13 protein-coding genes are annotated in these 12075 nt (G+C 66.5%); 3 read left to right on the top strand and 10 right to left on the bottom strand.

Going from position 1 to position 12075, the window contains the following annotated elements:
* Window positions 1–42 precede the first annotated feature (42 nt).
* Both I0K15_RS19620 and I0K15_RS19615 read right to left on the bottom strand, forming a co-directional pair.
* Window positions 43–1221: an aminotransferase gene (locus I0K15_RS19620; RefSeq protein WP_196103161.1), complete on the bottom strand. Its 1179-nt coding sequence runs from the start codon at window positions 1219–1221 to the stop codon at window positions 43–45.
* Between the two features lie 31 nt (window positions 1222–1252).
* Window positions 1253–2347, bottom strand: coding sequence for an AraC family transcriptional regulator (locus tag I0K15_RS19615; protein WP_196103160.1), 1095 nt, complete (start codon window positions 2345–2347; stop codon window positions 1253–1255).
* Window positions 2348–2527: 180 nt separating this feature from the next.
* On the opposite strand from I0K15_RS19615, the gene I0K15_RS19610 reads away from it, so the two are divergent.
* The 3 genes from I0K15_RS19610 to I0K15_RS19600 all read left to right on the top strand — a co-directional run bounded on the left by I0K15_RS19610 (window position 2528) and on the right by I0K15_RS19600 (window position 5038).
* Complete coding sequence (locus tag I0K15_RS19610) at window positions 2528–2821, top strand: hypothetical protein (RefSeq protein WP_196103159.1); 294 nt, start codon at window positions 2528–2530, stop codon at window positions 2819–2821.
* A gap of 79 nt (window positions 2822–2900) precedes the next feature.
* Entirely contained in the window at window positions 2901–4733 is a 1833-nt protein-coding gene (locus I0K15_RS19605) for an ABC-F family ATP-binding cassette domain-containing protein (protein ID WP_196103158.1), read from the top strand.
* Window positions 4730–5038, top strand: coding sequence for a hypothetical protein (locus I0K15_RS19600; RefSeq protein ID WP_196103157.1), 309 nt, complete (start codon window positions 4730–4732; stop codon window positions 5036–5038). Before I0K15_RS19605 ends, I0K15_RS19600 begins: the two co-directional genes overlap by 4 nt.
* Window positions 5039–5042: 4 nt before the next feature.
* Here the strand turns inward: I0K15_RS19600 and I0K15_RS19595 are convergent, their stop codons facing one another.
* The 8 genes from I0K15_RS19595 to I0K15_RS19560 form a co-directional block, all read right to left on the bottom strand.
* Complete coding sequence (locus tag I0K15_RS19595; protein ID WP_196103156.1) at window positions 5043–5354, bottom strand: hypothetical protein; 312 nt, start codon at window positions 5352–5354, stop codon at window positions 5043–5045.
* Between the two features lie 67 nt (window positions 5355–5421).
* Window positions 5422–6129 carry an adenylate/guanylate cyclase domain-containing protein gene (locus tag I0K15_RS19590; protein ID WP_196103155.1) on the bottom strand — a complete coding sequence of 236 codons (708 nt, stop codon included), beginning with the start codon at window positions 6127–6129 and terminating at the stop codon, window positions 5422–5424.
* 3 nt (window positions 6130–6132) lie between these two features.
* Complete coding sequence (locus tag I0K15_RS19585) at window positions 6133–6609, bottom strand: Pycsar system effector family protein (protein ID WP_196103154.1); 477 nt, start codon at window positions 6607–6609, stop codon at window positions 6133–6135.
* Complete coding sequence (gene parE, locus I0K15_RS19580) at window positions 6602–8560, bottom strand: DNA topoisomerase IV subunit B (protein ID WP_196103153.1); 1959 nt, start codon at window positions 8558–8560, stop codon at window positions 6602–6604. Before parE ends, I0K15_RS19585 begins: the two co-directional genes overlap by 8 nt.
* A gap of 261 nt (window positions 8561–8821) precedes the next feature.
* Window positions 8822–9286 carry a hypothetical protein gene (locus I0K15_RS19575; protein ID WP_196103152.1) on the bottom strand — a complete coding sequence of 155 codons (465 nt, stop codon included), beginning with the start codon at window positions 9284–9286 and terminating at the stop codon, window positions 8822–8824.
* Window positions 9283–9615: a hypothetical protein gene (locus tag I0K15_RS19570; protein ID WP_196103151.1), complete on the bottom strand. Its 333-nt coding sequence runs from the start codon at window positions 9613–9615 to the stop codon at window positions 9283–9285. Before I0K15_RS19570 ends, I0K15_RS19575 begins: the two co-directional genes overlap by 4 nt.
* Window positions 9616–9628: 13 nt before the next feature.
* Window positions 9629–10552 carry a site-specific tyrosine recombinase XerD gene (locus I0K15_RS19565; RefSeq protein WP_196103150.1) on the bottom strand — a complete coding sequence of 308 codons (924 nt, stop codon included), beginning with the start codon at window positions 10550–10552 and terminating at the stop codon, window positions 9629–9631.
* Window positions 10549–12072: a hypothetical protein gene (locus I0K15_RS19560; protein WP_196103149.1), complete on the bottom strand. Its 1524-nt coding sequence runs from the start codon at window positions 12070–12072 to the stop codon at window positions 10549–10551. The genes I0K15_RS19565 and I0K15_RS19560 overlap by 4 nt, the downstream gene beginning before the upstream one ends.
* Window positions 12073–12075: the final 3 nt, after the last annotated feature.

Genomic DNA, 12075 nt, shown 5'->3' with positions numbered 1-12075 from the left:
TGCTACGGGATGGGTCCGGGGAAGGCAAGCGGCCCCCGGTCTCTATGGCGTGAAAGCCGCGAGCCGCCGCCCCATCTCGGCCAGTCCGGCGGCGTCGGCATTGGCGAAGGCGATGCGCAGCGTCCCCTCCGCAAAGCCGTCGGTGTCCGTGGGCGCGAACATCGTGCCGGGCAGGATCAGGAGGGATTGCGTGTCCACCAGCGCCTTCGCAGTCCGGTCCGAGGGGGCCTCGAAGGGGTGGCGGACATAGCCGAAATAGGCGCCGCAGCCGAGCAGCTTCCACCCGTCGAGCCGCGCAAACTCGCCCTCCAGCGCGGAGCGCCGGGCGAGGATCTCCCGCCGCTCGCCCGCGACCCAGTCGCCGAGGTGCCGCAGCCCGTGCAGGGCGGCGCGCTGCCCGATCTGGTTAGGGCAGATGGTGACGGTGTCGAGCACCTTCTCCGCCTGCGCCAGCCTGTCGCGCGCCGCGATCATCGCGCCGACCCGGTGCCCGGTCAGCCGGAATGCCTTGGAAAAGGAATAGAGGTGGATCAGCGTGTCGTCCCAGTCCGGATCGGCGAAGAGGGCGTGCGGCGCCCCCTCCCGGCTGTCGAAATCGCGATAGGTCTCATCGACGATCAGGCCGAGGCCGCGGGTCCGGCAGAGCGTCATGAAGGCGTCGAGCAGCCCGCCCGGATACTCCGCGCCGGTGGGGTTGTTGGGCGTGACCAGCACCACAGCGCGGGTGCGCGCGTCGATCAGCTCCGCCGCCCGCTCCGGCTCCGGCATCATGTCGGGGCCGCAGGGCAGCAGCCGCGCCTCGATCCCCATCATGTCGAGCCACATTTTGTGATTGAAGTACCAGGGCGTCGGCAGGATCACGTTGTCGCCCGCCTGCGCCAGCGTCGCGATCGCGGCGCAGAAGGCCTGGTTGCAGCCCGAGGTGATCGCCACCTGATCCGCAGCGATCGCGCCGCCATAGGAGGCCGACCACTGTTCGGCCACCGTCTCCCGCAACTCCGGCAATCCCAGCACCGGGCCGTAGACATGGGCGGCAGGATCCCCCAGAGCCTCCGCCATGGCCGCGCGCAGTGCCTCCGGCGGCGGATCGACGGGAGCGGCCTGGGAGAGGTTCAGGAGCGGCCGCTCGGGCGGAAAGGTCGCCTCCGCGATCCAGGCCCGCGCCTCCATCACGGGCGGGGCGAAGGTGGCGGCGAGGGCGGGATTGATCGGGCTGGTCATCCCCGCAGGTGACGGCGCACCGCGGGGCTTGTCAAAGGAAACCGCCGGGGGCCGGTGCGACCCGCCGTCCGTGATCCGCCCGGTAGGCCGAGGGCGACTGGCTGACCAGTCGCCGGAAGGCGCGCCGAAACGCCCGCTCGTCGGCATAGCCCACGATGGCCGCTATGTTGGCGATGTCGGAGTCGGGTGCTGCGAGCAGGGCCCGTGCCGCCGCCATCCGCACCTCATCGATCAGCCGTTGCAGCGTGGTCCCATGCGCCCGCGCCAGCCGTTGCGCCGCCCGCAGGCTCATCCGCGCCTCCGCCGCTGCCTGCGCGGGGCGGTAGATGCCGGACAGCGCATTGCGCAGGATCGCCCGGCGCAGCTTCTTCAGCGGCGCGGGATCCATGCTCTCCTCCAACCGGTGCCGCTCCTGCGCGAAATGCGCCTCGACATAAGCGAATAGCTCCGGGTTCGCGTGCCGGATCGCGGTGTCGAGCTTCTCGCGCACCACCACCATCACATTACGCGCCTGATCGAAGCGCACCGGCACGCCGAAAACGCGCTCATAGCTCTCCACCGGGCCGTTCGCGGGCTGTGCGAAGTCGATCCGATGCAGGAAGTCCTGCGCCCCCTCCAGATCGCGCAGCAGCCGCACCGCAAGCGCCATGGCGAACTGGGACATGCGGCCGCCATCCTCGGCATTCTTCGGGTGATGGCTGATGAAACGTGCCTCGTGCGCATCCTCCTCCAGCGTGATGACGGCGCTGTTCGAGAGCAGGATGGCGTTGTCGCTCAACAGCTTCAGGGCGCTGCGCAACGTTCCCGCGAACTGCGCCCCATGCGCCAGGCCGCCGAAGACGCTGAGCGGGGCCGCGCGGGCGAGCTCCATCGGGTTGGCCTGCACCGGGCTCTTCGCCGCGAAGGCGTTCCAGAGCTTCGGCAGCACGTCGTCGGGCAGCCGCCGCTCCGGATCCACGAGGTCGAAGCCGGTGAGGCCCGTCGCCGCCTCGATCTCCGCCATCGTCATGCCGTGGGACATCGCGTAGTTGGCGACAGTGGAGATGATGCTCGCCCGTGTCGTATCGTCGGAATAGGCGGTCCAGAGCGCCCGGCGCAGCATCCCTTCTTCCAGTTCGCCCGTCATCGACCGCCTCCGCACCTGCCCCTTCTCAGATCGCGTTTCGGCGCAGGATCACAAGGGGTCGCGGAGATTGGCGCGCAGGGTCCGGTTTCGGGACCAAGCGGTCCTGTTCGCACGCGAAGGCGTCTTCGATGATCACGCCATGGTTGCAAGCGGCAACCGATGCGAACAAGGACAAGGCAGATGAAAAAGACGTTGATAGCGGCCGGTCTCGCAACCCTGCTGATGGGCCCCGCCACGGCCCAGACCGCCAGGGAACAGTTCGAGGCGGGCGGCATGGAGAGCTTCACCAACCTCGAACAGTCGATCGGCCGCGAGCTCCTGCGGCTCGGCGTGCCGGAGGACTGCCTTGGCCAGATCCAGATGACGGACGTGCGCGCGATCTCCGCCCTGGTGGCGAATGACGGCGCGGATGAGGATTCCACCCGCGGCCAGATCCGGCGCATCATCGAGCGGACCTGCGGCGATCTGAACTGACGCTGTCCGGGGCGGGGGCCGCACCTCCGCCCCCTCGGGGGGCCTTGACGCCGTGCGCCGCACTCCGCAGATGGGCGCCATGGCACAGCCCCCGATCCTGACCCTCACCGACATCGCGCTGACCTTCGGCGGCGATCCCCTCTTCTCCGGCCTGTCGCTCGCCATCCATCCGGGCGAGCGTATCTGCCTCGTGGGCCGCAACGGCTCCGGCAAGTCCACGCTGATGAAGGTGATGGAGGGCCGGGGGGAGGCCGATGGCGGCGAGCGCTTCGTGCAGCCCGGCGCCACCGTCAGCTACATGGAGCAGGATCCCGATTTCGCGGGCTTTTCGACGCTCGGCGAGTTCGCGAGCGCTGATCTGGAGCCCGGGGCCGAATGGCGCGTCGAGGCGGTGGCCGAGGGGCTCAAGCTGGCGCTGGATCAGGACCCCGCACAGGCGTCCGGCGGGGAGCGGCGGCGCGCGGCGCTCGCCCGGCTGCTGGCGTCCGAGCCCGACTTGATGCTGCTCGACGAGCCCACCAACCACCTCGACATCCAGGCGATCGCGTGGCTGGAAGAGCACCTGAAATCAACGCGTTCCGCCTATGTGCTGATCTCCCACGACCGGGCGTTCCTGCGCGCGCTCACTCGCACCACGCTCTGGGTCGATCGCGGCGAGGTCCGTCGCCTCGACCGCGGGTTCGAGGCGTTCGAGGACTGGCGCGACAAGGTCTTCGAGGAGGAGGACCTGCAACGCCACAAGCTCGACCGCCTCATCAAGGAGGAGGCCCGCTGGGCCGTCGAGGGCATCTCCGCCCGGCGCAAGCGCAACCAGGGGCGCGTGCGGCGGCTGGGGGAGCTGCGGGAGGAGCGCGCGGGCCAGATCCGGCGGCAGGGGACGGCGGCGATGGAGTTTCGCTCGTCGGGCAAATCCGGGCGGCTGGTGGTCGAGGCGACGGGGATCGCGAAGCGGTATGACGAGACGGTCATCGTCCGCGACTTCTCCATCCGGGTGATGCGCGGAGAGCGGCTGGCGCTGGTCGGGCCCAATGGCGCGGGCAAGACGACGCTGCTCAAGATGCTGATCGGGCTGGAAAAACCGGACTCCGGCGAGCTGCGCCTCGGCACCGGTCTGGCGTCGGTCTTCCTCGATCAGAACCGGGCGGCGCTGGATCCCGAGAGCTCGCTTTGGGAGGCGCTGACCGGGGATCCGGAGATCGGGGTGTCGGGGCGGGCGGATCAGGTGATGGTGCGCGGCACGCCCCGGCATGTCGTGGGCTATCTCAAGGATTTTCTGTTTACGGATCAGCAGGTTAGATCGCCGGTCAAGGCGCTGTCCGGGGGGGAGCGGGCGCGGCTGCTGCTCGCGAAGCTGATGGCGCGGGACTCGAACCTGCTGGTGCTCGACGAGCCGACCAACGATCTGGATGTGGAGACGCTGGACCTGCTGCAGGAGCTCGTAAGTGATTACGATGGAACGGTAATCCTCGTCAGCCACGATCGTGATTTCCTCGACAGGGTGGCCACGACCACCGTGCTGATGGAGGGGGACGGGCGCGCCACGGTCTATGCCGGCGGGTGGTCCGATATGCTAAGCCAGGGCGGAAAACCGGCGTATGAAAAGCGTGCACAACCCGTGCACCAGGCGTATGCCAACGGAAAGACTCAGGTGTCCGGGAGATCCTCGGATCGGGGTCCGAGGATGACGCTGGAGCAACCTGAGGAGCCCAAGGCGAACCCGGTGAAGGTCGCAGCCCTCGAGGCGGAGATGGAGAAGCTCGCGGCGGAGATCGCGAAGCTTGAGGACTTCCTCGCCGATCCGGAGCTCTTCACTCGCGAACCGGTCAAGTTCGAGAAGGCCACCGCCGGCCTCGTCGAGCGGCAGGAACGCCTCGCCGCGGTCGAGGAGGAATGGCTGGAGGCGAGCGCGTGACCCGAGTCTACAGCCGCACCTTTGCCTCGTCCGAACCCTGCTTCCTCAAGCTGGAATGCGTCGGCGGAGCGGAGCTGACGATTGCCGATACCGACAATGAGGGGCACCCCGTGAGTCTGGCTGAGAAGGCGAGGTATCTGCCGCACATCGCGGAGGCCGTAGCGTGGTTCAACGAGACGAAGCCGGAGCTCGCCGGGATGTTCGACGGAGCGCTGGTGACGATCGATCTCAGGGACCGGCCTTCGACGCACGGCTACCGCGGCGTCCTCCACTACATTGCGAAGGACATCGGGCGGAGCGGCTAACGGCTCACTGGAAGCGGAACTCGACCTGGGAGGTGCGGTCGCGGACCGTCTGGTCGAGGGGCAGGATGACGCCCTCGTGGGTGCACGACATGGAGTCGACGGCCGGCGAGCCATCGGCGCGGGACGGCACGGCGAGGAGGGCGGGCGTGGCGAACGTCGCGGCCTCCCCACCCAGCGAGACCTCGCAGATCTCGCCCGCGACGAAGGCCTCCGACCGGGAGGTCGCCACGATCGACAGGGTGCCGTCGCGGCCCACGGGATCGCCCGGTTCACAGGCGGCGAGCAGGGCGAGCGCGGGCAGGGCAATCCGGATCATCGTAGGTCTCCTCCGTGGGTTACGAGAGGAGGTGGCGCGGTTGGGCGGGGTGGCAAGTCAAGGTATGTTATGGCTTCCAGCGCCAGGTGGAGCGATACACGGGTTGTAGTGTGCCAACGTATTCTTCATGGGCAGCCTCCCACATATTCCTTCTAGGATTTCCCCCAAAACGTACTCCATCATCAAGGCGAAGATAAGCTTCGTTGCTAATGTACGTTCGATAAGTACCGGCGCGTACATCTGACAGTTTGGCAGCAAAGTTCGCTGGTTTACCTATCGAGACCAAATCATTCTGGCCGCGAGCACCTGCGCGAACGATCCAAACTCGGCCAAAGTCGATACCGACGCAGTGGCTGATTTTTAAGCTTGAGCGCTGTACACTTACATAATGCTGATTGAATCGAGGAATTATTATTTCAGATTGAACATAGTTAAGCTTCAAAGCGGCGCGAGCGGCGCGTGTTGCGGCATCATTGCCAACAAAAACACCAAGAACGCGATCTCCGTCAAAGCTTACAACTTTGCCTACCTCAGCCTTGATCAAGTTAACTGAAGCATCTAGGAAGCATTTGAGAAGTTTTGCAGCCACTCTTCGATCATACGACTCGATCATTCTAGATGAATTAGCAAGGTCAGCATAAAAATACGCAGCTTCAAGATCAACAGCACCACCCGCAAGTGCAACACTCTGCGAGTTAGGCATATCTTTGATCTCTCGATTATCCCAACTCTGAGATATAATTGCTCGTACGCGAGCATCATAGTCGATGGTCATTTTTCACCAGAATGATATTGAAAAACCCACTAGAAGTGTGGCTGCCGATACGATGCCCCAGAGTAAAATACGACGTAGCAGTTTATACCTAATCCTTGCAATCTGCGAATTAACAAAAATCTGATTTAAAAGATCTTCTTCGTAATTTTCCTCTGTCAGCATCTTCCAGTTTTTGATGAATTCAGTACGGCTCAGACCAGCGATGTGGTCAAAGAAAATTAAAGACCCCTTGGCGCCCGCTAGTCTTGGATTGTATGCCGAAAGCCACAGCAAGATAGATACAATCAAGCAGAACGTACTAAATAACAAAACTGGTGGAATAAATGAGCTTGCGCTCCAAATATTTTTTATAGCAAAGAAGAGCGCGCTTCCAATTACAATAAGTGCACCAAGCGCTATCTCAAGTTTATGATCTGCGCGGGCAACGAAATCAATCTGTCTCTGAAGGTTTTTTTCGGCGGCAACAACCCGGTCAAACATCCACATCCTCCACGAACCTAGCGTTCTCCTGGATGTACTGGAAGCGCAATTCTGGCTTCTTGCCCATCAGGCGCTCGACCAGGCCGCCGGTCTCTCCGGGGGCGTCCTCATCCACCGTCACCTTGATGAGCGTGCGGCGGGCGGGGTCCATCGTGGTCTCCTTGAGGTCCTTCGCGTCCATCTCGCCCAGGCCCTTGAAGCGGGAGATGTCGATCTTGCCGCGGCCGCCGAGGCCCTTTTCCAAGAGGGCGTCCTTCTCCGCATCGTCGCGGGCGTAGACGCTGATCGCGCCCTGCTTGAGGCGGTAGAGCGGCGGGGCGGCGAGGTAGAGGTGGCCGCCGTCGATCAGGGGCCGCATCTGGGTGAAGAAGAAGGTCATGAGGAGGGCCGCGATATGCGCGCCGTCCACATCCGCGTCGGTCATGATGATGACCTTGTCGTAGCGCAGGTCGTCGAGGTTGAACCTGGTCCCCAACCCGGTGCCGAGCGCCTGCGTCAGGTCGCTGATCTCCTGGTTGGTGGAGAGCTTGGCGGAGGCGGCCCCCATCACGTTGAGGATCTTGCCGCGCAGGGGCAGCAGCGCCTGGGTCTTGCGGTTGCGCGCCATCTTGGCGGAGCCGCCCGCTGAATCGCCCTCGACCAGGAAGATCTCCGTCCCGTCGCGGGTGTTGGTGGAGCAGTCGACGAGCTTGCCGGGCAGGCGGAGTTTCTTGGTGGCGGACTTGCGGGCCGTCTCCTTCTCCTGCTTGCGGCGCAGGCGCTCCTCGGCCTTGAGCACGAGGTAGTCGAGGATGGCGCCCGCGGATTTCGGATCGGCGGCGAGCCAGGTGTCGAAGCGGTCGCGGACGGCGGTCTCCACGAGGCGCTGCGCCTCGGTGGTGGCGAGCCGGTCCTTGGTCTGGCCCACGAATTCCGGCTCGGCGATGAAGACGGAGAGGAGGGTGGAGGCACCGGCCATCACGTCCTCCCGCGTGATCTGCGCGGCCTTGCGGTTGTTGGCAAGCTCACCGTAGGCGCGGATGCCCTTGGTCAGCGCGGCCCAGAAGCCCGCCACGTGCGTGCCGCCCTCGGGCGTGGGCACGGTGTTGCAGTAGGACGAGGTGAAGGCGTCGCGCGCGGGCGTCCAGTTGATTGCCCACTCGACGGAGCCGGGCTGGTTGAACCGCTCCTGAAAATCGACACGGCCCGCGAAGGGGGTTTCGGCATATGTGGCAGCACCTTCCAGGATTTCCTTGAGGTAGTCCGCGAGGCCGCCGGGGAACTTGAACGTGGCCTCGTCCGGCACGTCGTCGGCGGGCACGGCGGTCTTCCACCGGATCTCGACGCCGCTGAAGAGGTAGGCCTTGGAGCGGACCATCTTGAGGAGGCGCGCGGGCTTCAGCCGGGCGGATGCGCCGAAGATCTCCGCATCCGGGTGGAAGGTGACGGAGGTGCCGCGGCGGTTGGGGGCGGGGCCGATCTTCTCCACCGGACCTTGCGGCAGCCCGCGGGAGAACTCCTGTGCGAAGAGCTCGCGGTTGCGGGCCACCTCGACGCGGACATGGTCGGAGAGGGCGTTGACCACCGAGATGCCGACGCCGTGCAGGCCGCCGGAGGTCTGGTAGGCCTTGCCTGAGAACTTGCCGCCCGCGTGCAGGGTGCAGAGGATCACCTCCAGCGCCGACTTGTCCGGAAAGCGGGGATGCGGGTCGATCGGAATGCCGCGGCCGTTGTCGCGGATGGTGACGGAGTGATCGGCGTGCAGCTCCACCTCGATGCGGGAGGCATGGCCCGCCACCGCCTCGTCCATCGAGTTGTCGAGGACTTCGGCCACCAGGTGGTGCAGCGCCCGCTCGTCAGTACCGCCGATGTACATTCCGGGGCGCTTGCGGACGGGCTCCAGCCCCTCCAGCACCTCGATGGCGGAGGCATCATAGGATTGCGCGTCGTCGTTGAAGAGATCGTCGGCCAAGGGTTGTTCCCCGAGTATGGTGTCTGCCCGGAGCGTATTAGACCAGATGTTGGGGGGAGGGACCAGAGGCGGCGGCGCAACGGTCGGGCAGTGCGGCGAGGGCAGCGCCCGACCCTGGGTGGGCGCCTTGGAGCGGTGGTTCTGCGTGCTCTTTGTGCGTGAGCTGAAGGGGTGGAACCGCTTGATCCGTCGCAAAAGCGCCCTCCCGTGGGGAGGGTCGGGCGCTGCCCGGCGGTGCCGCCGGGCGGAACGCAACCGAGGTCAGTTCTTTTGCCAGAACGTGATTTGATACTCGTGAATGTCTTCGCGGTCGTCGGGTCGGAAGAACGACACCTCGCATGGTCGATCGGGAAACTGCAGGGCGAGCTTGGCGGCGTACGCCTCGGCCAGAACTTCGCCGAGATAAATGCAGGCGTCAGCGGTCACCCGCCCTTCAAGAGAGGCGTTGAAGTGGATGTGTGCCAGATGAAAGTGATTGAGCATGTTTTCCATGGAGGCACGGTCGGTGAGTTGATCCTTCCACATGTCGATCGCTTCGCGTGTGATGCCGGGGCGCAGGATGTGGTCGTCGATCAGTTGGAAGTCGGGCCAGAAGATCTCCGCGTATCCGACGGTGAGCCAGTAATCGCCCAGCACTTCTACATACGCTTCGGGCGTGATGGGTGGGCTCCAGCCGTTCAGATGCTTCTGAAAATCCGGCGGTATCCTCCGAGAAGGTGTCATCATGTTTCAGCAGCCGGATGGATTTCTGCTCCTGTTGCGTCGCGCAGATCGACACCCGCTTCCTTCAATTCCGCGGCGCGGTAGACGAGCATGGAGAGAACGCGGTCCTTTTGCGCCAGCATCGAGGCCCGGAGGCTGGAGTCGTCTTCAAGAAGGACGCCAATGCGAGCCGCGGCGCGGTCTTTGAAGTCGCCGTCGCGTTTCCAGCTTTCTGGGTGATGCCGGTGGACGTGCCAGGCTTCGTTCACGATCTCGGACACCACGTCGTTCACGTCGTCGCGGCCCGGAACGATCTCGTAGCGGATCGTCTCCCATCCATCATGTCGCTTCACCATTACGCGCCTTTCAAGCCAGCGGATGCTTCTCCAACACCAGTTCCTTCAGCCGCTCGTCAAGGACGTGCGTGTAGATCTCCGTCGTAGAGATGTCGGCGTGGCCCAAGAGCATCTGGATGGCGCGCAGGTCGGCGCCGCCTTGCAGCAGGTGCGTGGCGAAGGCGTGGCGGAGCTTGTGAGGGCTGATCTTCCCGGGGCTCAGGCCCGCCTCCACCGCGATCTGCTTGAGCATTAGGAAGAAGCTGACGCGGGTGAGGTGCCCGGCCTTCGACCGTGAGGGAAACAGGAAGCGCGAGGGCGGCGTTCCGCGGGGGCGGGCGTCTTCGGCGGCGTCGCGGGCCTCGAGCCAGGCGGTCAGCGCGTCCTGCGCGTCCTCGGACAGCGGCACCATGCGGTCGCGGCCGCCCTTGCCCTTGACGAGGATCATGCGCGGGCGGCCCCGGACCGCGGCGACGGGGAGCGAGACGAGTTCCGTCACGCGCAGGCCGGTGGCGTAGAGCATTTCGAGGAGTGCTGTGTTGCGCAGCCGCTCGGCCTCGGTCCGGCCGTGGGTGCGGGCAGCCGCGAGCAGGCGGTCGACCTCGCCCAGCGTCAGGGTTCCGGGCAGGGTGCGGGGCTTCGTCGGACCGCGGATCAGGGCCGCCGGGTCGTCCTCCCGCCAGCCCTCGGCTTGGGCGAAGCGGAAGAACTGACGGATGGCAGAGAGCCGCCGGGCGCGGGTGGTGGTGGCGAGGCCCTCGGCCTCCAGCGCGGCGATCCAGGCTTCGATATCAGCGCGGGTGGCCTCGGCGGCGGGGCGGTGGCCCATATGCTCGATGAAGAGGCCGATGTCGCGGGCATAGGCGGCGAGCGTGTTGTCGGAGGCGTCGCGCTCGGCCCGGAGCGCATCGAGGAAGGCCGGCAACCAGCGCTCGGCGGTGCCGGTGACGCTCATGGCAGCGCGTCCTGGAACAGGGTTTCGAGCGCGATGCGCCGGGCGATGTTGAGTTGCCCGGCGGCGCGCAGGGTGGAGAGGGCTTCGCCAAGGTCCTGCGCCTCGATCTCCGTCCCTGCGTCGAGAGTAGCGAGGGCGATGAGCAGCGCCTCGCCGAGGCGGCCTTGCGCGACGGCGGGCAGGGTGGTCGCGGGGCCGAGCAGGGCGTCGTGGATGGCGAGCGCGCGGCTTTCCTGATCCGTGCGCGGGACGGGCAGGGCGAGGGGCTCGGCGGTGGGGTCCATCAGGGCGAGGGCGACGCGGGCGGTGGGGCCGGGCACCGGCGGCAGCCAGGCGCGGGCGGCGTCGGGCCGCTCGTCGAGGAGGAGCCATGCCGCGACGGTAGGATCGGGCGCCTCGGCCGGGATCTCCGCCAGCGCCGCGCCGTATTCGTGGGCCAGTGCTGTGCGCAGGCCGAGGGGGGCGAGAGCTTCGTCGGCGGCACGGACAGCGGCGAGGATGCCGTCATCCTCCATCAGGGCGGCGTCGAGATCGCGCACGGCACCCGCGCGCCCCCAGATCCCGCCGGAGGCCGCAGGCCGCTCCTGCCTATAGGCGGCGAAGAGCACCGGCGGGGGCAGGTCGCCGCGGCGGACCAGTGCCTCGGCCGCCGCGATCCTGGCGCGGTGGGTGCGCTGCCCCTCCACATCGGCGTAGAGCCAGGCGAGCGGCAGATCACCCGGCGGGCGCGGCAGGCCAATCGCCTCGCGCAACGTGAAGTCGAGAGCGGTCATCGGCTCGGGCAGGGGGAGCTCTTCGGAGAGGTCGAAGAACTCCGGATCGAGGAACCAGCTCAGGTGATCGGCGCGCACGGGGTCGATGGCGCCGAGGACGAGCCCCGTCTCCAGCGTCAGGGCCGCATCGACCCAGCGCCCGTCGCGGGCGGAGCACCAGACGCGCCAGGAGAGGTCGGGCGCGAATTCCGGAAACTGCTCGATCAGAGCGCAGGCCTCGTCCCCGCGATTAGTAAGCGCGCCGAGCTCAAGCGCAAGGCGGGCGGTGGTGGCGTCGGGACGGGGGGCGCGGCTCAGCATCGCCTCCGCCGCTTCGAGCGCGCCGGTCTTCACCAGCCCCTCGACGCGGGCAGTGAGCACCTGTCCGGGGGAGCCGCGCGGCGGGCGGGCCTGGGCAAGGAGGATCCGGTGGTAGAGCGTGCGCGCAGACGGCACGCCGGTGGCGCGCACCGCCTCGATCCGCTGCACGATGCGCGGCGCGGTGGAGAGACCCCAGAGATCGGTCGGAAAACCCGTTGCCCGGCTGGGCAGAAGGCCGAGCGCATCGGGCTCCAGCGTCGGCAGCGGCTGCGTCTCGACCGAGCGGGACGGGCGGACCGGGACCGGCTCCTCGACCTCCACCGATGCATGGGGCAGGCGCAGCCACTCGATGGCGCTGCGCGGCAGCTCGACAGGCTCCGCCTCCTCGGCCATCAGAGGCACCGCACCGGCGAGTGCCAGGGCGAGGATCGGGGCGCTGAGGCGCATGGG

This window comes from Pontivivens ytuae (genome assembly GCF_015679265.1).
Lineage (GTDB): Bacteria > Pseudomonadota > Alphaproteobacteria > Rhodobacterales > Rhodobacteraceae > Pontivivens > Pontivivens ytuae.
Note: the sequence above shows the minus strand (reverse complement) of the source record. Positions and strands in the feature narration are given on the sequence as shown.